The 22954-nt window shown below is 39.6% G+C and carries 17 protein-coding genes; 4 read left to right on the top strand and 13 right to left on the bottom strand.

Going from position 1 to position 22954, the window contains the following annotated elements:
• The gene (locus tag CVT08_RS04905; protein ID WP_230855967.1) at positions 1–1251 is read left to right on the top strand and encodes an RNA polymerase factor sigma-54; all 1251 of its coding nucleotides are present in this window, start codon (positions 1–3) and stop codon (positions 1249–1251) included.
• Here CVT08_RS04905 and CVT08_RS04900 read toward each other — a convergent pair whose 3' ends face one another.
• Positions 1252–2010, bottom strand: coding sequence for a hypothetical protein (locus CVT08_RS04900; RefSeq protein WP_107856191.1), 759 nt, complete (start codon positions 2008–2010; stop codon positions 1252–1254). It abuts the gene before it with no gap.
• 115 nt (positions 2011–2125) lie between these two features.
• Between CVT08_RS04900 and CVT08_RS04895 the strand changes: the two genes are divergently transcribed.
• Positions 2126–2860 (top strand): imidazole glycerol phosphate synthase, encoded by a 735-nt coding sequence (locus CVT08_RS04895; protein ID WP_107856190.1) that lies wholly within the window; start codon positions 2126–2128, stop codon positions 2858–2860.
• Here the strand turns inward: CVT08_RS04895 and murG are convergent.
• Both murG and CVT08_RS04885 read right to left on the bottom strand, forming a co-directional pair.
• The gene (gene murG, locus CVT08_RS04890; protein ID WP_107856189.1) at positions 2852–3874 is read right to left on the bottom strand and encodes an undecaprenyldiphospho-muramoylpentapeptide beta-N-acetylglucosaminyltransferase; all 1023 of its coding nucleotides are present in this window, start codon (positions 3872–3874) and stop codon (positions 2852–2854) included. The genes CVT08_RS04895 and murG overlap by 9 nt on opposite strands.
• Positions 3871–5031, bottom strand: a complete 1161-nt coding sequence (locus CVT08_RS04885; RefSeq protein WP_009293817.1) for an FtsW/RodA/SpoVE family cell cycle protein — start codon at positions 5029–5031, stop codon at positions 3871–3873. The genes murG and CVT08_RS04885 overlap by 4 nt, the downstream gene beginning before the upstream one ends.
• Positions 5032–5122: 91 nt before the next feature.
• On the opposite strand from CVT08_RS04885, the gene murI reads away from it, so the two are divergent.
• A complete protein-coding gene (murI, locus tag CVT08_RS04880) occupies positions 5123–5911 on the top strand; it encodes a glutamate racemase (protein WP_107856188.1) in 789 nt (262 codons plus the stop codon).
• A 70-nt stretch (positions 5912–5981) separates the two neighbouring features.
• On the opposite strand, the gene CVT08_RS04875 is transcribed toward murI, so the two are convergent.
• The 4 genes from CVT08_RS04875 to CVT08_RS04860 all read right to left on the bottom strand — a co-directional run bounded on the left by CVT08_RS04875 (position 5982) and on the right by CVT08_RS04860 (position 8946).
• The gene (locus tag CVT08_RS04875; RefSeq protein ID WP_107856248.1) at positions 5982–6572 is read right to left on the bottom strand and encodes a DedA family protein; all 591 of its coding nucleotides are present in this window, start codon (positions 6570–6572) and stop codon (positions 5982–5984) included.
• 139 nt (positions 6573–6711) lie between these two features.
• Positions 6712–7491, bottom strand: a complete 780-nt coding sequence (locus CVT08_RS04870) for a MetQ/NlpA family ABC transporter substrate-binding protein (protein ID WP_107856187.1) — start codon at positions 7489–7491, stop codon at positions 6712–6714.
• 76 nt (positions 7492–7567) lie between these two features.
• A complete protein-coding gene (locus tag CVT08_RS04865; RefSeq protein ID WP_107856186.1) occupies positions 7568–8350 on the bottom strand; it encodes a MetQ/NlpA family ABC transporter substrate-binding protein in 783 nt (260 codons plus the stop codon).
• A gap of 260 nt (positions 8351–8610) precedes the next feature.
• Positions 8611–8946, bottom strand: a complete 336-nt coding sequence (locus CVT08_RS04860; protein WP_107856185.1) for an ArsR/SmtB family transcription factor — start codon at positions 8944–8946, stop codon at positions 8611–8613.
• A gap of 100 nt (positions 8947–9046) precedes the next feature.
• Here CVT08_RS04860 and CVT08_RS04855 point away from each other — a divergent pair, with 100 nt between their 5' ends.
• Positions 9047–10006, top strand: a complete 960-nt coding sequence (locus CVT08_RS04855; protein ID WP_107856184.1) for a permease — start codon at positions 9047–9049, stop codon at positions 10004–10006.
• On the opposite strand, the gene CVT08_RS04850 is transcribed toward CVT08_RS04855, so the two are convergent.
• The 6 genes from CVT08_RS04850 to pbpC form a co-directional block, all read right to left on the bottom strand.
• A complete protein-coding gene (locus tag CVT08_RS04850; protein ID WP_103571991.1) occupies positions 9995–10669 on the bottom strand; it encodes a methionine ABC transporter permease in 675 nt (224 codons plus the stop codon). The two genes, CVT08_RS04855 and CVT08_RS04850, sit on opposite strands and share 12 nt — an antisense overlap.
• The gene (locus CVT08_RS04845) at positions 10669–11625 is read right to left on the bottom strand and encodes a methionine ABC transporter ATP-binding protein (RefSeq protein ID WP_107856183.1); all 957 of its coding nucleotides are present in this window, start codon (positions 11623–11625) and stop codon (positions 10669–10671) included. Before CVT08_RS04845 ends, CVT08_RS04850 begins: the two co-directional genes overlap by 1 nt.
• Before the next feature lie 32 nt (positions 11626–11657).
• Entirely contained in the window at positions 11658–12644 is a 987-nt protein-coding gene (locus CVT08_RS04840; protein WP_107856182.1) for a diaminopimelate dehydrogenase, read from the bottom strand.
• A gap of 247 nt (positions 12645–12891) precedes the next feature.
• On the bottom strand, positions 12892–15513 hold the full coding sequence (locus CVT08_RS04835) for a valine--tRNA ligase (protein WP_107856181.1): 2622 nt from the start codon (positions 15511–15513) through the stop codon (positions 12892–12894).
• Between the two features lie 121 nt (positions 15514–15634).
• A complete protein-coding gene (locus CVT08_RS04830; protein ID WP_107856180.1) occupies positions 15635–20758 on the bottom strand; it encodes an alpha-2-macroglobulin family protein in 5124 nt (1707 codons plus the stop codon).
• Position 20759: 1 nt separating this feature from the next.
• On the bottom strand, positions 20760–22928 hold the full coding sequence (pbpC, locus tag CVT08_RS04825) for a penicillin-binding protein 1C (RefSeq protein WP_107856179.1): 2169 nt from the start codon (positions 22926–22928) through the stop codon (positions 20760–20762).
• Positions 22929–22954: the final 26 nt, after the last annotated feature.

Here is a 22954-nt window from a genome sequence, read left to right as displayed (position 1 = left end):
ATGCTAAGGCAAAAGCAAACTTTAGCGCCAAAGATCAAACTAAACCAAACGCTAAGAAGCTGGCTTCCTATCCTTCAAAGCGGCCTTGATGAGCTAAAAGAGACGCTTGAGCCTTTTATAAAAGAAAACCCATTTGCTACGATCGAGCATAAAAATTTAGAAAAAAGCGAAAAAAGGCGAAATTTTTTCGAGCAGGTTAGTAGAAATTCTGTTAGCGAAAGCATAGAAGCTTTAAGCATCTATAAAGAAAGCCTTTATGAAAAGCTCATTAGCCAGATAAATCCACCACTTTTCCCCACGCAAAAGTCCCAAGATATCGCATATAAGATCATTGAGTGCTTAGATGATGAGGGATATTTTTCTTATGATGATGAAATTTTTGCGGGTTTTAATGAGAATGAGGTGGAGCGAGTTAGAGCGAGATTTGCCTACCTTGAGCCCTGTGGCGTTGGCGCAAAGGATGTGAAAGAGAGCTTTTTGTTTCAGCTTGGCGAGGTAGAGTCAAGCGAAGAGATCATAGAGTGCGCAAGAAAGATCATCTTAAATTTTGAAAATATAGAAAAACTTAGAAAGCTTAAATTCTATGATGACGCGCTAAAAATAATAAAGAAATTTAAAAATCCCCCGGCCATTGAGTATCTTGAAGATGAAAAAGAGGCGGTGCCTGACATCTTCGTGCTAAGCACAAGTAGCGGCATAAGCGTGCAGATAAATGACGAGTATTATCCTGAAATTTCTATCGACACCGAGGGACTAGACGAGAAAGAGGCCTTTGTAAGCTCGCGCATAAAAGAGGCTAGTGAGCTCATAGACGCCCTTGAGATGAGAAAGGCGACACTTTATAAGATAGGGCTCATGATAGTTGAGTATCAGTATGACTACTTTTTGGGTGGCGACATAAAGCCTATGAAGCTAAAAGACCTAGCTGACGAGCTTGGACGCAATCCTTCAACCATCTCAAGAGCGATCGCGAACAAATATCTAAGCTCCCCAAGAGGCACGGTCGCACTTAAAAATTTCTTCGCAACTGGCTTTGACGAGGAGACTTCAAACGCCGCGATAAAGGAATTTTTGCTAGAGCTTATCAAAAATGAAGACCACAAAAAGCCACTTTCTGATCTAAAAATCCAAGAGCTAATCCAAGCTAAATTTAACATCCAAATAGTTCGCCGAACCATCACCAAATACCGCAAAATCCTAAACATCGGCAGCTCAAGTCAGCGAAAAAAGATCTATCAGATAAACGGCTAGCTACCACTCATTTATGGCAAAAAGTGTGGCTTTATGCATCTGCGTAAAAAGCTCTGCACTAAGCTCATCGTACTCTTTGTCACGCTTTTTACGCTTCGCCCAGCCTGCTGCGTCGTCGTTCCATGAGCCCATACCACCAAAGACATCTGCCGCACTTGCCGCATTAAAAAGAGCCAAATTTAGCTTTGGCATAAGTGGTGCGTTTAGGACATTTTGCTCTATCTTTTCTGGCTCGTTTAGCGCTTTTAGCCCTTCCCTAAAGCAGTCGCCAAAATTCTCGCACTCTATCTCATCTGCAAATTTAGAGATCCTTGTTAGGATATCTTTAAACTCCAAAGTGTTATCACTAAATTTTTGAATCTCTGGCATGCCATCTAGACTAAATTCTTTATAGACTATATCCCAGCCCCTTTTGTCTTCTTCAAAGCTCCAGTGAGGCACGAAGTAGCTCATCTTCTCTTTATAAATGCAAAGAATCGACTTGTAGCTTACGTTTGAAAAGCCTTGCAGCGAGCGCTCCTCTGATGTGACGCTCAAATTTGTGGCATATCTCACGTCGCTTAGCCCAAGCTTTAAGGCGTGCTTAAACCACTCATTTATGCTAGCTTGCTCTTTTTTTTCTGGCTCATCACCTAAGATAAAGTCAAAAACTAGGCTTTTTATATATTTTTCGCTTTTGTAGTTTAGCTCTAAATTTGACTTTAATGCTTGCTTTATAGAGGCTACGATAATGCAAGAGTTAAAAACTTCACCATTCATTTTTGCTCCTTTTTTGAGATATTTTATTAAAAGAAGTATAAATATCTTTTTAAGAATTGCAAGCGAAAACTTCAGTTTTTTATAGTAAAATAGCCAAAAATTTCAAAGAGGCAAAATGGATTTTAATGAGATTGAAAAGCTGATAAACACGCTTAAGAAAAACTTGGAAGTTATCGAAAACAACGGCGTTGTCGAGCCAGAAACAAAGATCGATGCGCTCACTTTTAATAAAAATGTCGAAGAGATCAAAAAAAGACTTTACAGCACAACAGACGAGGGCAGTTTTTTTAAAAATGTCTTTAATACTGAAGATTACTACGAAAACATTAGCTCATACCTCGAGCAGACAAACAAAAGCCTATACTACAAGATAGAAAAGGCTGGCGTGAGCCTAAAGACTAATCAAAATTTGCAGGAGAGCCTGACAAGCATCTCAAATATCATGCAAATTTTAGTCGCTGAGTATCAGATACAAAATAAAAAAAAGAAAAAGAGCATCTTCTCAAGAAGTGGCGACACAGCGATGATAAGAGGGCTACTTGCAGAGCTAATGGAGCTACAAAATAGGATGAATAAAATTTTACATCTCGACTCTCAAATCGTCTCAAACGTCGTTTTGGAAAATTTTAAAACTATCTATACATTTTTTTATAACTGCATAAGAGTGGCCAAACAAAGAGGCGACGAGCTACTTTTGGTTGAGATCGCTGGCATCACAGATAGGATCATCGAGATGATAAGACCAGTGCTTTCAGGCAAAAGCCTAAAGACAAATGAGCTTATCTATCACTACCTCATTTACGAGCTACGAGAGCTAAAAGCTTACGCCATAGGCGAGGATCTAGCTTAAAATTTTATCCACTATCTCTTTTGCTCCATTTGGCAAAAGGATATCTTTTAGAGCTTTGCTGCTTTTGTTTAGATCAAAGCTCTCGATCATTTTTATGACTTCGTCTTTGTCTAAATTTTCGCCATTTTGCAGGCAAATTTCAGCTATGCCTTTATCTTTTAGAAATTTAGCGTTATAAAACTGGTGATTGCCAGCAGCATAAGGAAATGGCACAAAGATAGAAGGCAGGGCGTTTGCGCAAAGCTCCCAAAGCGAGCTAGCTCCAGCTCTTGATATGGCAAGATCAGCCTCACTCATCTTCTTTTCTATCTCTTTGCTAAAGTCAAAAATTTCTAAATTTGCTTCGCTAAAGCCAAACTCATCATATCTTTTTTCAAGCTCATCAAGGGCGTTTTTGCCGCATTGATGAATGATCTTTATCCCTTTTTCTTTAAGATATGGGGCTAAATTTATAGCCAGCTCGTTTATCGCCTTTGCCCCTTGTGAGCCACCTAAAAATAGTATAGTTTTTAGCTCATCTCTAACTCTTTGGCTTTCAAAAAATTTATTTGCCACAGGATAAGGGCAGGGCGAGAGCTCATCATAAGAGCTAAAAAAGCCCTTTGCATACGGCTTTAAAATTTTATTTAGCTTGCCAGTTACGGCATTTTGCTCATGGATGAAAAGTGGCGTTTTTGAGATGATGGCTGCTATGGCTGCGGGCGCTGCTGAGTAGCCTCCCACGCTGATGACCGCTTTAACGCCATTTTCTTTAAAAATTTGCCTGCATTTTAGAGCTAGACTTATGATGTTTGTTAGTGATTTTAGCTTGGCTATGCCTCTTTTATTTACTACGCCACTGCTTGGCAAGAAAAATTTTTTTGCAAATTTATCATCATTTTCAAACCAAAATTTATCCTGACCGCTAGTTGAGCCGATGAAAATTGGCTTTATGCCTCGTCTATTTAGCTCCTCGCAAAAGCTTCTAGCGATCGCCAAATGTCCGCCAGTGCCGCCACCACAAATAACTATCATAGTTTCGCCTTTTTACTAACCATCAAGACCATGCCGATGCCGATGCATATAGCAAGCACGGAGCTGCCGCCGTAGCTAAGAAATGGCACAGCTATACCTTTTATCGGCGTGATCGATGTGATGCCGTAGCTATTCATCAAAAATGAAAACGACAAGATAAGCCCAATACCAAGTGAGAATAGGTGATAAACCTTGTTTTCGCTCCTAGCTGAAATTCTAAATATCCTATAAAGTAGAGTGATAAAGATCGCTGTGATGCATAAAATGCCAAAAACGCCGACCTCTTCAGCTATGCCAGCTAGCACAAAGTCTGTATGCACCTCGCTTAAAAAGCCAAGCTTAAATATCCCAGCTCCAAGCCCCTCTCCAAAAAACTCGCCATGCTTGATCGCATTTAGTGAGTGAGAAATTTGATAAGGCTCTGGTGCGTCTGCCACTCTAAGCACGTTTGCTACGCTATCTGGCAAGAAAGAGAGCACCATGTTTTGTATCGTGCCCCACCATGATTTTATACGTAAAATTCTGTGCTCTGAGCTAACGATCGCCACCGTCATGACAAAGGCAGCGCCCAAGATACCGATACCAAAGAGCCTAACGCTAGCCCCTGCAAAAAGCGCCATCGTCACAAAAGTAAGTGCCAAAACTACAACCTGACCAAGGTCGTTTTGCATAACGGCGATAAGAAAGATAGCGATACCAAAAAGAATGATATAAGGCAAAAGTATCTTTAGCTCAGCCATCAAAGTTCTCTTACCGTCGCTAAATTTTCTAGTAAAGCTCCATGCTAAAAAATAGACAAAACCGACTTTGAAAAACTCAACAGGCGCAAGCGAAAAGCCAGGCAGTCTGATCCAGCGTCTAGCACCTCCAGAGTCAGTCACCATCGAAGCTGGCAAGGCGTGCATGAGCCCCATAGCGATACCGCAAGAGATAAGCAGTCCAAAGCCTATCCAAACGAGCGCTTTGTCGGGATTTAGCCTTGATAGCCACCACATGAGAAAAATTCCTATGCAACCGACTGCAAACTGGCGGATGAAAAAGTGAAATTCGTCGTAGTTAAAAAATAAAACTGTAAAAACTGGCAAAGATAGTGAGAAAATGATACTTATGGCGATCAAAGTCGCGCAAAGATAAAAAATAACCTTATCAACTGCCAAATTTAGCTCCAACTTTAAAATGAGCCAAAGTATAATAAAAAACGGCTTACAAAGATATTATTTGCTATAATTGCAGGCTTTAAGGATGGGCATGAAGATAGGTATATTTGACTCAGGGCTTGGCGGACTTAGCGTCTTAAACGAAGCTTTAAGCAAGCTTAGTGAGCATGAATTTTTATATTACGCAGACGTGAAAAATGTCCCATACGGACAAAAGAGCAGAGATGAAATTTTAAAATTTAGCTTTGATGCGGTGAAATTTCTTGTTAAAAATGGGGCAAAAGCTGTCGTGATAGCTTGCAACACAGCTACAAGTGTTGCAATAAAAGAGCTTAGAGCAAATTTAAGCGTGCCGATCATAGGCATGGAGCCAGCTGTAAAAAAGGCTCACGATCTAAGCCATGATGACGCCCTAAAAACGCTTGTCATAGCCACTCCAGTCACGGTAAATGGCACAAAACTAAAAGAGCTGATCACAAATTTAAACGCAAAAGATAAAACCGAGCTGCTAGCTCTGCCTCGCCTTGTAAATTTCGCTGAAAAGGCTGAGTTTGAGAGCGAAAACGTGAAGTCATATCTAAAAGATGAGCTAGGTAAATTTGATCTAAGTAAATTTGACTTTTTGGTGCTTGGCTGTACACATTTTAACTATTTCAAAGATAGCTTAAGAGAAATTTTGCCAGCAAATATAAGCATAATAGACGGCAACGAAGGGACGGTAAAGCGCCTCATAAGTGAGCTTAAACTTCAAATTTCAAATTCAAATTTAACTCCAAATGTAAAATTTTTCTACTCAGGCGACGAGGTTTGCGAGCAAAGCGAGCTAGAGAAAATTTCAAGAAATTTAGCTCGCCTAGAAAAAATGAGAGCGATTTGCTAGGCTAAATTTAGCTAAAAACTTGAGCCAAATTTAGCTAAATACACTAAATTTTATGTATTTTTATATGTATTTACCTCTTTCTTTGCTTTACTATATAGATAGCACTTATTACCGCAACCACAGTTAAAAGAGCGATCGTGATCGTTAGAAGCGTCTGTTTATCTGGATTTGAACCTAGAAAGTAGCCAACTCCAAGCAAAACCGCACACCAAACCCCAGCGCCAAGCGTGGTAAATAGGCAAAATCTAAAAATATTCATCTTAGCAAGTCCAGCTGGCAGGCTGATATACTGACGAATTCCTGGGATGAGGCGTGAGTTAAAGGTCGAAATTTCGCCGTGTTTATTAAAAAATGCTTCAAATTTATCCATCTTTTCGTGAGTGATGCCGACAAATTTGCCGTATTTTAAGATGATCTCACGTCCAAAAAAGTAGCAAAGATAGTAGTTAAAAATGGCTCCAAGCAGGCTGCCAAGCGTGCCTGAGATAAAGGCAAGCACTAGGCTCATCTCGCCTTTGTGAGCTAGATATCCAGCTGGTATCATCGCCACTTCGCTTGGAAATGGAAAAAATGAGCTCTCTAAAAACATCATCACAAATATGCCAGCATATCCCCAGCTGCTCACGCTTGAAACGATAAAATCAATAATGTCATGTAGCATTTTTACTCCGAAATTTATCTTAAAGTGAGGCATTGTAGCAAAGCTTTATTTACTAATAGTAACTAACATGGAGTGATAAAATTTAAATTAAATGGGGTAGTAAAATTTATAAAGAAGTAGGGCGAAAGCTCGCCCAGTTTTAAAACGCAGGTATGACCTCGCCTTTGTAGCGAGTGATGATGAAATTTTTAGTATCAGGGCTAAGCACCGCATCGACTAAAGCTTTGATCTTAGGGTTATTTTCATTGCCAGATTTTGTAACGATGATGTTTGCGTAAGGGCTACCTGCGTCCTCAAGTAAAAGTGCGTCTTTTGCCACGCTCATGCCAAGATCAAGGACGAAATTTGTACTAATAGCTGCGATATCGACATCATCAAGCGTCCTTGGGATCTGAGCGCCTTCTAGCTCGACAAACTGCAAATTCTTAGGATTTTTCGTTATGTCATTTACGCTAGCTGTTTTGACGCCTTTGTTGATCTCTATAAGACCAGCTTTTTCTAAAATCCTAAGCGCTCTGTTGCCATTTGACGGATCGTAAGCGATCGCCACTTTTGCGCCATCTTTTAGCTCTTTGATATCTTTTATCTTTTTAGAGTAAAAGCCAAGTGGCTCGACATGCACGCTCGCAACGCTTACAAGATGCAAGCCTCTAGCCTTGTTTTGCTCCTCAAGATATGGTAAATGCTGAAAGAAATTTGCGTCTAAGCTACCATCTTCTGTGGCGACATTTGGTATCGAATAGTCTGAAATTTCAGAGATAACAAGATCATAGCCCTTATCTTTTAGCTTTGGTTTTACAAATTCTAAAATTTCAGCGTGTGGCACAGGTGAGACGCCAACAGTGATAGTGTGGTCTTTGTCGGCTGCGTGAAGGCTTAGAGCAACTAAAGATGCGGTTAAAAGTTTGATAAATTTCATTGTTTTTCCTTTTTTGGTTTGATTTGAAGCGACGCTAAAAAGGTAAAAGCTTTTACGTCGCTTTTTATAAATTTAATTAAAACGCTGGGATGATAGCGCCGTTATACTTTGTCTCGATAAATTTCTTAACTTCTGGTGAGTTGATAGCTTTATCAAGGGCTTTAGTTTTAGGGCTGTTCTCGTTGCCAGCTTTTACAACTATGTAGTTTACGTATGGGCTATCTTTACCCTCGATCACAAGCGCGTCTTTTGTTGGATTTAAATTTGCATTTAGCGCGTAGTTTGTGTTGATAACTGCGATAGTAACGTCATCAAGCGTTCTTGGCACTTGAGCAGCCTCGATCTCTTCAAATTTAAGCTTTTTAGGGTTATCAACTATATCAAGCGGAGTTTTTAGCGGGTTGTCATTTAGTTTGATAAGTCCAGCGCTAGCTACGATGTCAAGTGCGCGGCTCTCGTTTGTTGGGTCATTTGGGATAGAGACCACTGCGCCATCTTTTAGTTCTTTGATATCTTTAATCTTTTTAGAATAAACGCCCATTGGCTCGAGGTGCACGCCAACTGTTTTTACAAGGTGAGTGCCTTTGTTTTTGTTAAATTCTTCAAGATATGGGATGTGCTGAAAGAAGTTTGCGTCAAGGTCGCCGTCCTCTGTCGCAAGGTTTGGCGTGGTGTAGTCGTTAAATTCTTTGATCTCAAGTGTGTAGCCATCTTTTGCCAAAATAGGCTTTACAACCTCTAAAATTTCAGCATGTGGGATAGGTGTAGCACCGACGATTATTGTTTTTGACTTGTCAGCAGCATTTGCACTAACGCTAAGGCCTAGGGCAACTAAAGAGGTAAGAAGTAGTTTTTTCATTTGTTATCCTTTTTTAAAATTTGCCAAGCACCAAAAAAAGGATAAATTTAAGCTAGAAGATTAAATTTCTTTTTAAGTGCTTAAGCTTTTTCTAAGCACTTAAAAAGAAATTCTGTGCTTAGAGATTAGTCTTTCGACGACGCGTTTTTTAGTAGGCGGCACATCTGGCACATATCTGATTTCATTTTAGATCCTTTCGGTTAAATTAATTTCGCGCATTCTAAATAAATAAACTTTAAAAAAAAATAAATTTTAGAAATTTATCTTAGACTTTTTATGACACCTCTTGCATTTTTTGAGTTTTTGGCTGCTTTTTCCTCTAAAATATTTTTTAAACATTCCAAAAAATTTGGCAAACAGCAAATATCAACCGAGTAAAAAACATTAAGTCCGGACTTCTCGCTTTTTAAAATTCCCCCATTTTTTAATACCCCAAGATGCTTTGAAATCGTTGCTTGTTCTTTATTTAAAAGCTCGCAAATTTCACCTACGCTCATCTTTTTATCACCTAAAACCTCAACTATTCCGATCCTAATAGGATGAGCCAAAACTCTCATAAATTCGCTTTTTAGCGCAAGAATATCAACACATTGCATTTTTATACCTTTTTTATGATTTTAACTTAAAAGAGCTAAATTTATACTTGACTATATTCCTATATTAGTATATAATCATATAAAAATTTAAAGGTAAAAAATGCTCGATCTTTTTAATCAACACAATATATTTGAGTTTATTAAATTTTTCATACTTTATTTTACAGAGATTTCACTACTATTTTTTTGTGTCTCTTTTTTGGTATTCATCGTATCTGAAAAATTTAGTCAAAAACTCAAAAAACACCTTATAAGCACAAAAATTTCAAGCTTTATCAAGGCGTTTTTGGTTGGCGCTATTACGCCGTTTTGTTCGTGCTCTACTATACCGCTTTTAAATGGGTTTTTAAAAAGCGGCGTATCACTTGGCGTTAGTAGCGTATTTTTGTTAAGCTCTCCGCTTGTTAATCCTGTAATTTTAACGCTTCTTTTTATGAGCTTTGGGTTTAAATTTAGCATTATTTATTTTACGGTCATTTTTATCTCATCGCTTGCTTTTGGTCTTTTGTTATCAAAAGCAGATCAAAATCTATTTTTAAAAGATGATTTTTTAAAACCAAAATTTAGCCCATACAATCCAACCAAAGGCTTTGTTTTTACGCCCGTTAATCAGACACAAGCTTGCTCTTGCAAGGATATAAAAAATAGTAAAAATATTTACAAAATGGCGCTTTTAAACTCGGTAAAAGAGTATAAAAAACTATTTCATTACATACTGCTTGCGATGTTTATCGGCGCCGCTATACACGGATTTGTTCCGCAAAAGCTTATCTCAAACTATCTTGGTTCTAGCGACATCGCCTCGATACTTATTTCGGCATTGTTTGGAATTTTGCTCTATGTTAGAGTAGAAGCGCTAGTGCCAATTGGCTTAGCGCTTCTTACCTCTGGTGCTAGTGCGGCCGCATTTGGAGCGTTTGTAATAACGGCGGCAGGTGTTAGCCTGCCGGAAATCATACTTCTTAATAGGTTTTTTAAGCCAAAATTTATGGCAATTTTTATCGCTTTTATCTTATGTGTGGCATTAGCATTTGCAATGTTTTTAAAATCATTTTTTTGAAATTTTATAGAGATAGTTGCCTAAAACTTGGAAAATTTGCACCATAATAATTAGAATAACCACGGTGTAGAGCATGATATCTGGGCGAAATCTCTGATATCCGTAGTTTATAGCGACTGATCCTAGTCCGCCACCGCCAACTGCACCAGCCATCGCTGAAAAGCCGATATTTACGATAAGTGTTAGTGTAAATGCCGAAATGATGCCAGGAAGCGCCTCTACAAACATCACACGGAAAATGATCTGAAATTTCGAGCTACCAAAGCTTTGAGCAGCTTCGATGATGCCTTTATCAACCTCTTTTAGAGCATTTTCAATGAGCCTTGCCACAAACGGAGCCGCTCCGATAGTTAGTGGAACGATCGCAGCAGTCGTGCCAATACTTGTACCTACGATCATTTTTGTGACTGGAAATAGCACGATGATCAAAATGATAAACGGAAAGCTTCTAAGCACGTTTATAATGATATCAAGGACAAAGTAAAGCTGTTTGTTTGGCTTTAGACCGTTTTTGTCTGAAAGGATGAGCAAAACCGCAGGTATAAGGCCTATGGCAAAAGCGAGCAGGGTGGAGACGATACTCATATATAGCGTTTCGCCGATAGCTGGCAAAAGTATTCTAGAAAAAACATCTGGAAATTTAGAAAAATCAATACCAAACATTAAGCAACCTCCCACAAAACGCCACTTTGCTTGATGTAGTTAAGCACGTTTTCTTTATCTTTTTCATCTATGTTTATGACAAGCGAGCCAAGGACGTTGTCGTTTAGCTTTTCAAGCTTGCCCCAGACTATGTTAAAGTCGATATTTAGGCTTCTAGCCATGTGTGTGATCACGCTGTTTTGAGCCACTTCTTTTGGGAAAAATAGCCTGATATTTGTGCCAGTGCTTGGTAGAATTTCAACTTCACCCAAAAACTCTTTCATCTTCTCATCTGGCTTTAAAAATAGCTCTTCGATGCTTCCAGAGCCTATGATCTTGCCACCTTCTAGCAAAATCGCGCGTTTTGCGATAGATTTTACCACCTCCATCTCGTGCGTGACGATGACGACGCTGATGTCTAGCTCTTTATTTATCTTTTCAAGCAGCTCTAAAATTTGATTTGTCGTGTTTGGATCAAGAGCCGAAGTCGCCTCGTCGCTTAGTAAAATTTTAGGATTTAAAGCAAGTGCTCTAGCGATAGCGACACGCTGTTTTTGGCCGCCGCTTAGCTCGCTTGGATAGCTTTTTGCCTTGCTTTCAAGACCGACTAAATTTAAAAGCTCTCTCACTCTTTTTTCAGTTTCATCGCTTTTATAACCCCAAAATTTAAGCGGAGTAGCGACGTTTTCAAAGACATTTTTTCTAGCCATCAAGGCAAAATGCTGAAATATCATTCCAACATCTCGTCTTAAAATTCTTTGTTGCATTTCATCTAAATTTTTTATCTCTTGATCAAAGACTTTTAAGCTGCCACCTTGATAGCTCTCTAGCCCATTTATGCACCTTAAAAGTGTTGATTTGCCAGCGCCACTATGTCCCACGATAGCAAAAATTTCACCCTTTGCAACCTCTAAATTTACATCAAAAAGGATCTGTGTGCCGCCATAAAATTTGGTTAAATTTTCTATTTTTATCACTAAATTTTCCTTATTTTTAAAAGTGCGTCATCTTATAAAATTTCGCGCCTTAGCTCATCTGCACTCTTTGGCGAAAGAAGCGCTGGAGCTATGTCAAATACGCTAAATGCGCCACTCTCACCCCTTTGCGCCAAGCGATATGCTGCTCTGGCGTAGGCTACAAGCACGCTTGCTGTAAATTCTGGATTTGAGTCAAGTTTTAGAGAAAACTCGATCAAGTGTTTGTTCTCGCCATGCTCTCCGCTCACTCCGCTTCGCAGTACAAATCCCCCATGTGGGATACCGCCATGCTCTTTTTTAAGCGTCTCAAGGTCGATAAAATACACGCTTGTGTCGTAGTCGGCAAAATAATTTGGCATCGTTTTTATCTCATGCTCTATACGTGCCTTATCAGCGCCGTCCTGCGCCACTACGTAGCAATCACGCAGATGTTTTTCCCTTGTGGTTAAATTTGGATTTTCCCCAGCGCGAACTCGCTCCAAGGCGCTATCTATGGGCACTGTGTATTGACGAGCATCCACGACGCCTTTTATCCTGCGTATGGCGTCTGAGTGGCCTTGGCTCACGCCTTTGCCCCAAAATGTATAGCTGCTGCCATTTTCAAGCACGCTCTCGCCAAATAATCTATTTAGTGAAAATAGCCCCGGGTCCCAGCCAACAGCGATGACACCTACATTGCCACCTTTTTTAGCAGCAGCATCCACTGCGGCAAAGTGCTCTGGGATTTTAGCGTGCGTGTCAAAGCTATCAACTACGTTAAACTCTTTTGCAAATTCTGGAGTCTGCGTCGGTAAGTCAGTTGCGCTGCCACCGCAAAGGACTAAAACGTCAAATTTGCCCTTGTGAGATAAAATTTGATCCACGCTAAACACCGGCGCACCACACGTTTTTACCTCTCTTGGATCTCTGCGGCTAAAAACCGCCACAAGCTCCATATCCTTACTGTTTCGCACCGCGAACTCTACGCCACGACCTAAATTTCCATATCCTAAAACTGCTATTTTTATTTTTTCACTCATTTTTGATCCTTTAAATTTTAAAATTTAGTGCGTAAAACGGCGCGTCGCTGATAAAATTTTACTTAATCAAAATATAATAAATCACGTATATCCAACTTAAAAATCCGTGAATTATCGCCCACAAAATACTTTTGTTGGCTCCCCATGATAGCGCTACGGCTATTACTGTACCTAAGGTGAATCCACCAATACTAGTTTTTAACATTTTTTTCTCCTTCATTTAAAATTTAAAAATTAAGCGAGCAACTCACTCGCCAAACACCTTTAGTTCGTCGCATACTTTGGCGAATTTTTCCTGCGCGCTTTGCAGCCCTTCTCGGTTGGCTTCAACCACGGCTTGCGGGGCGGAGGCTACAAATTTCTCGTTATTGAGCATACCTGAAAGCTTGGCGATCTCTTTTTCAAGCTTTGTCTTTTGAGACCTTAGCCTTGTGATGATGCCGCTCATATCAAGCCCTTCAAGCGGGACAAATGCCTCTAAATTTTCGCTCACATCTCTTATTGAGTTTTCTATTTTTTCATCTACAAAGCCGATCTCTTCGCATTTTGCAAGCAGTTTGATATACTCTTTTACCTCGTCAAGGTCTATTTTTTCATTAAATTTAACAAAGGCTTTTGCGATCTTTGAGTTGCCTAGATCTATTGTCGCTTTTGCACGGCGAATAGCGACGATCGCCTCGATAACTAGTTCAAATTTCTTCTCAACCTCTAAATTTCGCTCTTTTATCTCTGGGTAGTTCATCACCATTATTGATTTTGCATTTTCAAGCTGTGTGCCGCTAAGCTCTTGAAATAGATACTCTGAAAGAAACGGCATGAAAGGATTTAGCAGCTTCATCGCCTCTTTAAATATGCTTCCAAGCTCTTTTACGCTCGCTTTATCAGCCTTGCTAAGCTCGATACCCCAGTCGCAAAACTCATCCCAAAGGAATTTATAAAGTGTGTTTGCCGCGTCATTAAAGCGGTAGGCGTCGATATTTTCACGCACCTCTCTCACGCACTCGTTAAAGCGGCTGTTTATATAAATTCCAAGCTTTGTTTCAAGCTTGATATCCTCTAAATTTGGGAATTTGCTCTCATTTAACATGAGGTATTTGCTCGCATTATAAAGCTTGTTGGTGAAATTTCTTACCTGCTTCATCTTGGCGTCGCTTAGCTTGATGTCGCGTCCTTGAACGGCTAGAAGAGTTAGTGTAAAGCGCAATATATCGGCACTATACTCATTTATGCTATCAAGCGGGTCGATGACGTTGCCAAGGCTTTTACTCATCTTTCTGCCAAACTCATCTTTTACAAGCGCGTGCAGGTAGATGTCGTCAAACGGCAGCTTGCCAAGGGCGTTTTCACCCTGAAACATCATCCTAGCAACCCAGAAAAACAATATATCAAAGCCAGTGATGAGAAGGTTGTTTGGATAAAACTCAGCCAAATCGCCTTCAAACCACTTTTCATTTTTTAGCTCATTTTCATTGCCCCAGCCAAGCGTGCTAAATGGCCAAAGACCAGAGCTAAACCACGTATCTAGCACGTCTGGGTCTTGGTGGAAATTTTTACTTTTACACTTTTTGCACTCGCATGGCTCTCCCTCGTCAGCCCACATATGACCGCAATCATCGCAGTAAAATACTGGAATTTGATGTCCCCACCAAAGCTGGCGTGAGATACACCAATCTCTTAGCTCTCTCATCCACGCATTAAAGCTGTTTATCCAGTGCGGCGGGTAAAATTTAGCAAGACCCTCTGAGACCTTTTGTATCGCTTCGTCTGCGATCTCTTTTTTGACAAACCACTGCTTTGAGATATATGGCTCGACGACGTTTTTGCAGCGGTAGCAGTAACCTACTTGGTTTTCGTAGTCCTCGATTTTCTCGACATTGCCAAGTTTTTCAAGCTCGGCCACGACAATGTCTCTAGCCTCAAGCCTCTCAAGACCTGCAAATTTATCGCACTTGTCGTTTAAAATGCCTTTTTCATCAAATACAGTGATAAACTCAAGGTCGTGCCTTTTGCCAACCTCGTAGTCGTTTTGATCGTGCGCAGGCGTGACCTTAACAAGGCCTGTTCCAAACTCCATATCAACGTGCTCGTCTGCGATGATCTCGATCTCTCTATTTATGATAGGTAGCACCACTTTTTTGCCGATTAAATTTTTATAACGCTCGTCGTTTGGATTTACCATTACCGCCGTATCGCCGAAATATGTTTCAGGTCTAGTGGTCGCAACAACAACAAATTCGTTTGGCTTCTCTGCAAAGTAGTATCTTAAGTGATAAAGCTTGCCTTTATTCTCTTTGTGTTCGACCTCGATGTCAGAGAGTGCGCCATCATGCGTACACCAGTTTATCATATAGTTTTTCTGGACAATTAGCCCTTTATCATATAAATTTACAAAGGCTTTTTTCACAGCTTTTCTTAAGCCCTCATCCATAGTAAATCTCTGGCGTGACCAAGCCGGAGTGATGCCAAGTTTTCGCATCTGATGGACTATCATGCCGCCACTTTTTTCCTTCCACTCCCACACTTTTTCTACAAATTTCTCGCGTCCAAGCTCTTCTTTTTTGATCCCTTGAGCCAAAAGCTGCTTTTCAACGACGTTTTGAGTAGCGATACCAGCGTGGTCAAGTCCTGGTTGCCAAAGTGTCTTGTAGCCGTCCATCCTCTTGTAGCGAGTCATAATATCTTGAAGTGTGAAGGTTAGGGCGTGTCCGATGTGAAGTGAGCCAGTCACGTTTGGAGGTGGCATCATAATGCAAAATTTACGTCCATCTTTTTGGATATCTTTGTTTGCGTCTATCTCGAAATATCCGCGTTCTTCCCAAATTTTATAAAATTTGTCTTCTATCTCTTTTGCATTGTAAAATTCTGCCACTTTTATCTCCTCAGTTTCGTTTAAAAAATGCTTAATGTTATCTAAAATTTGTTTAAAAAAATCTTTGCAAAAGTGGGGAAATATGGGCTTGGGGCGGTTAAACGCCCCAGAGTTTAAATAGCTATTTAACGTTAAAGCTTCTCACGGCTAGGTCGTAGTCGTTTTGTCTTTCGTTGTACATATTTTCAGTTGTGACTGCACCAAGAGAACATTTACCGCCAAGTCTTACTCTATAAGGTGTGTAAAGCACGGCGTCTTTTTCGTCGCTACTTAGAGTGTAAAAGCTTAGCACGCGGTCATCTTTTATGCTTTTATACTCAACTTGTAAGCTGTTTTTTAAGCTCTTGCTAAAGTTGCTTAAATTTTCATTTATCGGCTCAAAGCAACTACTTACGATCTCGTTTATCACGCCGTTTCTGACCATTGTTTTTGAGTTTATCACCACTTTTGAGTAGATGACGTCATTTACTTTTAGACTATTTAGATCTAGCTCTTTGCCTTTTTCATCGACAAAGACGCGGTAGATATCAAGCTCTTTTGGCTCGATCTTATGCCTAATATCAAGCGGCAAGTAAGCGTAGCTTAATATAGTTGCGTAGAGCTTGTTTGAGCCTAGTGGAGCGATGCTAAATTCGCCATTTTTTGTGGTAAATGACGTGCTTAAAAGACCGTCAAATTCTTTACTTTCGCCGTTGTAGCTAAGCTTAAATTTGTTATTTTTCTCACCGTTATCTTTGCCAAAGTATGCATTTAGCGCTCTAAGGGCAAATGCACGCTCTTGCGTTGAGCTTAGCTCATTTAAATTTACTATCAAGAAATTTGCAAGGTCGTCTGAGTAGTCGTTTTTCTCAAAGTATTTTGCGTGCAAGTATAAGATAAAGGCGTTATCTCTTACTTTTGAGCTAAAATCAGATGCATTTTCTTCGCTTGTTTTAGCATTTTTGATATCTTTTAGCGCGACCTTTGCCTCGTCATTTAGGCCGTTTAGCTTTAGAGCTGCTGCCATTAGGTATTTACTTAGTGCTGTTTTATTGTAGGCTTTGTCGTCGTAAATTTTATTTAAGATCGATCTGTCAGCCATATTTGCACGTGAGCTTACATAAAGAGCGTAAAGTGCCTCAAGGTCGTTATTTGCGTATTTTAAGAGAGAGTTTAGCGCATTTTGTTTGACGCCATTGCTTACCTCATATCCAGCCTCGCTAAGATCAAGTAAAACATCAGTTGCAAAGATACTTGCAAATGCATTTGTCTCGCCTAGATCGCTCCAGTAGCCAAAGCTACCATCTGGTTTTTGCATCTTAACTAGCTCATCTATGCCGCTAACGATAAATCTCTTTTGGTCATTTTTTTCAAGCTCATCTTTTGGTTTTAAATTTAAAAGCGCAAGCAGTCTTGAACTCCTTTGCTCCGCGCATCCGTAAGGATACTCTACTAAATTCTTTGAAGCTGCTAAAAGCACGCTTGAGGCCGAGCTTGACGCATCAACACTCACATCCTGATAGCCTTTTGGAAGTGAAATTTTACTCTCTTTGTCAAAGACACTGCTCTTTGCGTAGGTGCTGATCGTATAAGGACTAATGACGTCTAGTAAATTTTGAAGCATTTTTGAGCTATTTTTGTCGCTTACTGTTATATTGTATTCGCCAGCACCTGTTTCAAGGGCTGAAATTTTAAGCACAAACGCCTTGTTTTCAAGCGGCTTTAGGTTAGCTTTTTCTTGCGTTTTGATGTTTAAATTTTTACTTGCTACGATGTTTATAGTAAGGTTTTTGTCCGTATTTGTCGTATTTATAAGCCTTAAATTTGCGCTTAATTCATCGCCTTTTAAAAGATAAACTAAAGCGCTTGGCTTAATAATCACATCATCTTTTACTTTTATCTCGCTATTTACGGCATTCATTGCAGTTGCGTCATTTGCCACAGCATCTACTCTAACTGCGCCGTTAAAGCCATTTGGTGTTTTAAATTCGTATGAAATTTCGCCTTTGTCGTCTGCTTGAAGGCTCACTAAATTTGCATAAGTTTTTACATTTTTGCTATCAACTGGGCTTGCGTGTTTTGCCATTTTTGCCGCCACAGCCATCGCCGCGGCATCACCGCCAAAGCTTAGCGTTTTGCCCTCGACCTTGTAGTTTGTGAGCATATTGTAAATGTCGTAGTCAAAGACGCCATCAGGTAAAATTTTGTCAAAAAACTTAAGCGGATCGGCTGGTTTTTGCGAAGTGATATCAAGCACGCCAACATCTGTAATAAATAAATTTACATAAGCTTTTGGCTTTGTTTTTAGTGAAATTTTGATATTTTCATCGCTCTTTGCACTTTTTGGCGCATTAAGAGTAAGCTCTATCTTTCTTGAAGATTTATCGCCGTTTGCATAGACCTTGCCGTAGGTTCTAAACGGAGTTAGCCCAGTGTCAGTCATGCGGTAGATATTTGCGCTCACATAAAGGCCACTAAAGTCAAAGTCGAGCTTAAATTTAACGTTTGCTGAGTTGTTTTTGATCTTGACGACCTTGTAGGCTTTGACACCTGCATCTTCAAGCGTGACAAGCGCGATGCCTTCTTTTATGGCTGAGCTTATGTCTGCGCTTAGCTCGTCGCCTTTTTTATAGACACTTTTGTTTAGCTTGATCTGAGACTTGCTAAGCTCTTTTGTAGGTGCTAGGGTTGAGTAGTTGTAGCCGCTCACGTCCATATCAAGGCTCGTGCTCGCACCACTTACTAAATTTGTAGCAGTGATGACGTATGAGCCACTTTGCGTAAATTTATAGCTAAACTCGCCACTATTTTTATAAAAGCTATCCACATCTTCAAGTGTTTGGATCCATTTTATATAGCCGTTTGCGTCCCTTTGATACTGCCATGAGACACGTTTTATATCAAATTTCAAATTTGACTTCACTGCCTTTTGGCTTGACATATCAATAACTACTGTTCTTATCTTTACATCTTCATTTGGATCAGCAAATGCCGTGCTAGCAGCGATGCCAACCATATCTTTATAAGGATAGAGCGTAAAGCTTTTTGCGTCACTTACGTTTTTGCCATCGTCATTTACGTTGAAATTTATGACACCTTTTATTATTGATGGTGCGTTTTTGGTGTTAAAGCTAAGATCTATCATCTGGCTTGATTTGCCATCTTTTGAAAGAGTTAGATCATTTTCTATGCTTGGATAGGCAGCCGCTTTTAGAGTGTCGTTTTTAAATTTATACTCTTTAAATTCGCTATTTTTATACTCATCATCAAAGAAGCTAACCTGCATACTGCCAGCTAAGTCGCTAGCTGCTCCGCCAAAAAGATAACTACTTGTTAAATTTACCTTTACTAGCTCGTTTGCAAAGAATTTATCCGCATCTATGGCTATGTTATTTTTTATCTTGTTTGGCACGAAGCTCTCGACGTAAAATGGCACACTCGCTATCACTTTGCTAGCGTAGATTATCTGCATGTTAAATCTACCGCTTAGATCGCTTAAAATTTCTTTTTCGAAATTTATCATGCCAACATCATTTGTATTTTGCGTGATCTGGGCGCTACTTTTGCCTTGCGGATCGATAAATTTGATCTTAACTGGCATATTTTTAAGCGGGTTAAAGTCCCTATCTCTTAGATAAATTGCTCCTTTTAAGCTTTCGTTTGGTCTTATGATATTTGAGGCAAAATGTGTGTAAGCATCGATGTTCTCGCTTGGATTTTGACTGATGAGCTTTGCCTCATTTAGCGCTTCGCCATCTTTTATGATGAGGAAATTTTGCTCCTTGCTAAGTGAGACGACGACTGATGAGATCTCTTTGTAGATATCTTTTTTGTTAAATTTAAAGACGCCAACATCATTTGTCGCGCCAACTGCGATCTCTTCGTTTCTTTTGCCATAAATTTTTACATTTGCGTTTGGTAGCATTGTGTTTTCGCCAAGGCGGTTTGCAAAGACAAAAATTTCATCCTTGCCAAGCTTTGCATTTATGGCGATGTCGCTTAGATAGACGACCTTTGAGACGCTCTTATCTTTGCCGTAGTTTAAGCTTATCTTATAAACTCCGTCTCCTGCTCCTGCAAAGTCAAGTTTGATCTTATTTAGTGAAATTTCGTTTAATGCACCTTCTAGCTTGTAGCTTTTGCTTGCTACTTTTGAGCTAAAGTTGCTTAAATCTTCGCTATTGTCGTTGAAATTTAAAAAGTATCTAAAATTTTGATCGCTTAACTTTTCAACGCTCACATTTAGCTCAGGTAAATTTGCACTTCTAATGCCGATCTCGCCAACGCTTGAGATATAAGGCTCTTCATTTGTGAAATTTGCAAATGGAGTGAAGTTACTAGCGACCACCTCGTAGGTTTTAGCCTCTCTTACGACATTTCTATCGTCTCCAAAGCCCGGTTTTATCGTGATCTCGTAGCTATTTTGTGGTTTAAACTCATCGCTTGTGATATCGATGTAATAATCATACCCATCAAGCTCAGAATTTGGCGCGCCGTTCTCATCATCATTTTTATATGACACGTCGCTTATGCTAAAGCTTTTTACGCCTTTGATCTTTATAAATTTCTTTAGATTATTATCGTCACTTAGCCACTCTTTTAGATAAATTCTAAATGCCAAGATGCCGTTATCTAGGCTTGCTGGATAGATTTTAGCTATCTCAAAGCTTTTAGCTTCGGCATTTATATTTACGCTCTCACTGCTTACTTGCTCACTAAATTTCACCACGCCATCGCCTGCAAGCTTAGCGCCAAATTTACTCTCAAAATTTTCTCCAAACTCAAAAACAGGCTCGCTTATATTTTTATCAAGATCAAGCTCAAAGCTGTTTTGAGAGAGCTGCAAGGCGTTAAAGCTTGCGCCTTTTACGGCTATTTTTTTCACAAGCTCTTCACTAACTTCGTCATTAAATTTAAGGATAAATTTACTATCAGTGAGCTTTTCTATCTTCTCAAGCGCAAATTCTTTCGTCTCAAAGCTAGCGCTACTGCCATTTTCTAACTTACAGCTATATTCAGCACCTGCGTGCATATCTTTTGTAAAAAGTGTAAGGCTTTGAGCGTTAAATTTCACCGTGCCACTTAGTGCTGGCTCGCACGAGATAATCTTTTTCTCGCTTAGTGTGCCTATGAGATTTTTGCTAACATCATCTTCTAGCCCAAATTCCACGCTTAAAGGCGACTTCACCTCGACATTGCCATTTAGACTTAAAGCATATAAATTTACTGCTCCTAAAAGTGCTAGAAGTAGCGCTTTTTGCTGCATTTTATCTCCTTAGTTTTATTGTTATTTCACTTTGATTTGAGTTTTGATCAAGGCATTTTAAAGTGTGCTCGCCAAGAGTTAGATCTAGCCTTTTTTCACTTGCATTTTCTATCTTAGAAAAGTTCAAATCATCCACTTTTAGGTAAATTTCATCACCTAAAAACGCGTAGCATTTTAGCATAATTTGTGTTACATTTTCATCTGTCACGATCTCTTCGCCGTCATACGGATAGGCAAAAACTGGCTTTTTATCTTTAAAGACTTCAGCACAAGGGCTATTTTTGACCCCATTTTTGTCTAAAAAGCCATTTTTTATCAAAAACTCAAGCTCCTCGCCCCTTAAACTCTCGCACTTATCTTGCAGTTTAACTCCAACTATCCTATCATCAAGCGCCGTTTTTTTGCATGTTTCATAGCTAAAAGCATCAAGGCAGGTTGGCACTTTTTCGATGCCCTCTGGCTCGCTCATAAACTCTAAATTTTGCCTTTGCGCCGTGATCTTAAACATGTCAAAAACGATCTTTGAAACGTCATTTAGCCCAGTTAGCTTGTCAGTTTTTTCGGCGTTAAAGTTGCCCACCCAGACAGCTATTGTGTAGTCCTCATCAACTCCTATGGCGTAAAGATCGCGTGAGTTTGCACTTGTGCCTGTTTTAAAGGCGATCTTTGGCGTGTTTTGCGCGTATTGCCAAGCATTTTTTAGATATGACCTTGAGGCCTCGCTCATCATTTTAGCGGTTAGATAGGCGCTTTGAGGCGAGATGAGGGTTATGTTTTTATCTTCATTTTTATAGTTTTTCCCAGCAAACTCAAGCGGCCTATAAACGCCCTCATTTGCGTATATTGTATAAAGATGCGCAAGATCAAGCAGGCTCATCTCAGCACTACCTAAAACTATCGAAGAGCCGTAAAATTCCTTGTTTTCATCAACTAAATTTACCTTTTCAAGCAGCTCATAAAGCGAGTTGTCTTTTAGCTTTAAGTCTAAATTTATAACTGGGATATTTAGGCTAAAATTCAGAGCGTCTTTTGCGCTTACAAGCCCCAAAAAGTCATTACTAAAGTTCTTTGGTACATATTCATTTACATAAATTTGCGTGTCAATTAGCTGGGAATTTGGCGTGATAAGCCCGCTATCAAGTGCAAGCGAGTAGATAAAAGGCTTTAGCGTGCTGCCGGTGTTTCGTTTCATATTTAGGGCAGAGTTTTTGCCATCACGCGCACGCTCATCATGCGAGCCGATAAATGCAACAACGCTCATTTTTTTATTGTCGATGACCACGGCTGCGGCATTATTTGCATTTTTAGCCTTTAGCGAAAACATCGCATCTTTTAAAATTTTAAGCATATCTTTTTGCAAATTTAGATCCAAACTTGCCTTTGCGATTTGGTTTTTAAAAGCGACATTTGCGTAGTCGCCTGCATTTACGACGGCTCTTATCCTTACATTTTTAAATGGCTCAGCTTGAGCCCTTTTAAAGGCACTAAGATCGATTAAATTTGCCTTGTAAAGCATCTTTATGACCCTGTTTTTTAGGGCGTTTATGTTTGAGACGCGGTCAAGTCTATTTTTATTTGGATTTTTAGGGATCGTGCTTAAAAGTGCGGCCTGAGCGTAGCTAAGCTCGTTTAGCTCTTTGCCAAAGTAAAAGAAGCTTGCCGCCTTTGCTCCCTCGATATTGCCGCCATATGGGGCTAAATTTAGGTATAAATTTAAAATTTCATCCTTGCTAAAGTGAAGCTCGAGCTGAAATGCTCTAAAAATTTCTTTTATCTTATTTTTATAGCTTCGATCTCCAGGCTCCAGCATCCTGGCTACTTGCATCGTAATAGTGCTAGCCCCTATGCGGTTGTCGCTTCTTAGGTTGTGAAAAAACGCTCTAAAAATGGAGGCAAAATTTACGCCAAAATGGTAGTAAAAGTATCTATCTTCAAAAAGCACGACGCATTGTTTTAGCGAATTTGGAAAGCTTTGCTCGTGAAATCTCCAAATTCCGTCGCTGCTAAGCTTCATATTTATGATCTCGCCATTTTTATCAAGCAAAATTTTGGCTTCGTCTTTTTTTAGTGTGTCTAAATTTAGTGGATAAATTTGATCCAGTATCAAAAAAATACCGACCATTAGAGCCAAAAATAGGGCAAGAAATTTTAGAAATTTAAACTTTTTCATCGGCGTGATTATAGCTGTTAAAGTTT

It is taken from the genome of Campylobacter concisus (genome assembly GCF_003048835.2).
Classification (GTDB): domain Bacteria; phylum Campylobacterota; class Campylobacteria; order Campylobacterales; family Campylobacteraceae; genus Campylobacter_A; species Campylobacter_A concisus_D.
This window is presented reverse-complemented; position numbering and strand designations above follow the sequence as displayed.

Excerpts from the sequence above, each read along its gene's own strand:
- CVT08_RS04850 (WP_103571991.1), bottom strand. The coding sequence starts at position 10,669 with ATGTTTGGTATTGATTTTTCTAAATTTCCAGATGTTTTTTCTAGAATA.
- CVT08_RS04860 (WP_107856185.1), bottom strand. The coding sequence starts at position 8,946 with ATGCAATGTGTTGATATTCTTGCGCTAAAAAGCGAATTTATGAGAGTT.
- CVT08_RS04855 (WP_107856184.1), top strand. The coding sequence starts at position 9,047 with ATGCTCGATCTTTTTAATCAACACAATATATTTGAGTTTATTAAATTT.
- CVT08_RS04870 (WP_107856187.1), bottom strand. The coding sequence starts at position 7,491 with ATGAAATTTATCAAACTTTTAACCGCATCTTTAGTTGCTCTAAGCCTT.
- CVT08_RS04905 (WP_230855967.1), top strand. The coding sequence starts at position 1 with ATGCTAAGGCAAAAGCAAACTTTAGCGCCAAAGATCAAACTAAACCAA.
- pbpC (WP_107856179.1), bottom strand. The coding sequence starts at position 22,928 with ATGAAAAAGTTTAAATTTCTAAAATTTCTTGCCCTATTTTTGGCTCTA.
- CVT08_RS04895 (WP_107856190.1), top strand. The coding sequence starts at position 2,126 with ATGGATTTTAATGAGATTGAAAAGCTGATAAACACGCTTAAGAAAAAC.
- CVT08_RS04830 (WP_107856180.1), bottom strand. The coding sequence starts at position 20,758 with ATGCAGCAAAAAGCGCTACTTCTAGCACTTTTAGGAGCAGTAAATTTA.
- murG (WP_107856189.1), bottom strand. The coding sequence starts at position 3,874 with ATGATAGTTATTTGTGGTGGCGGCACTGGCGGACATTTGGCGATCGCT.
- CVT08_RS04875 (WP_107856248.1), bottom strand. The coding sequence starts at position 6,572 with ATGCTACATGACATTATTGATTTTATCGTTTCAAGCGTGAGCAGCTGG.
- CVT08_RS04900 (WP_107856191.1), bottom strand. The coding sequence starts at position 2,010 with ATGAATGGTGAAGTTTTTAACTCTTGCATTATCGTAGCCTCTATAAAG.
- CVT08_RS04840 (WP_107856182.1), bottom strand. The coding sequence starts at position 12,644 with ATGAGTGAAAAAATAAAAATAGCAGTTTTAGGATATGGAAATTTAGGT.
- murI (WP_107856188.1), top strand. The coding sequence starts at position 5,123 with ATGAAGATAGGTATATTTGACTCAGGGCTTGGCGGACTTAGCGTCTTA.
- CVT08_RS04865 (WP_107856186.1), bottom strand. The coding sequence starts at position 8,350 with ATGAAAAAACTACTTCTTACCTCTTTAGTTGCCCTAGGCCTTAGCGTT.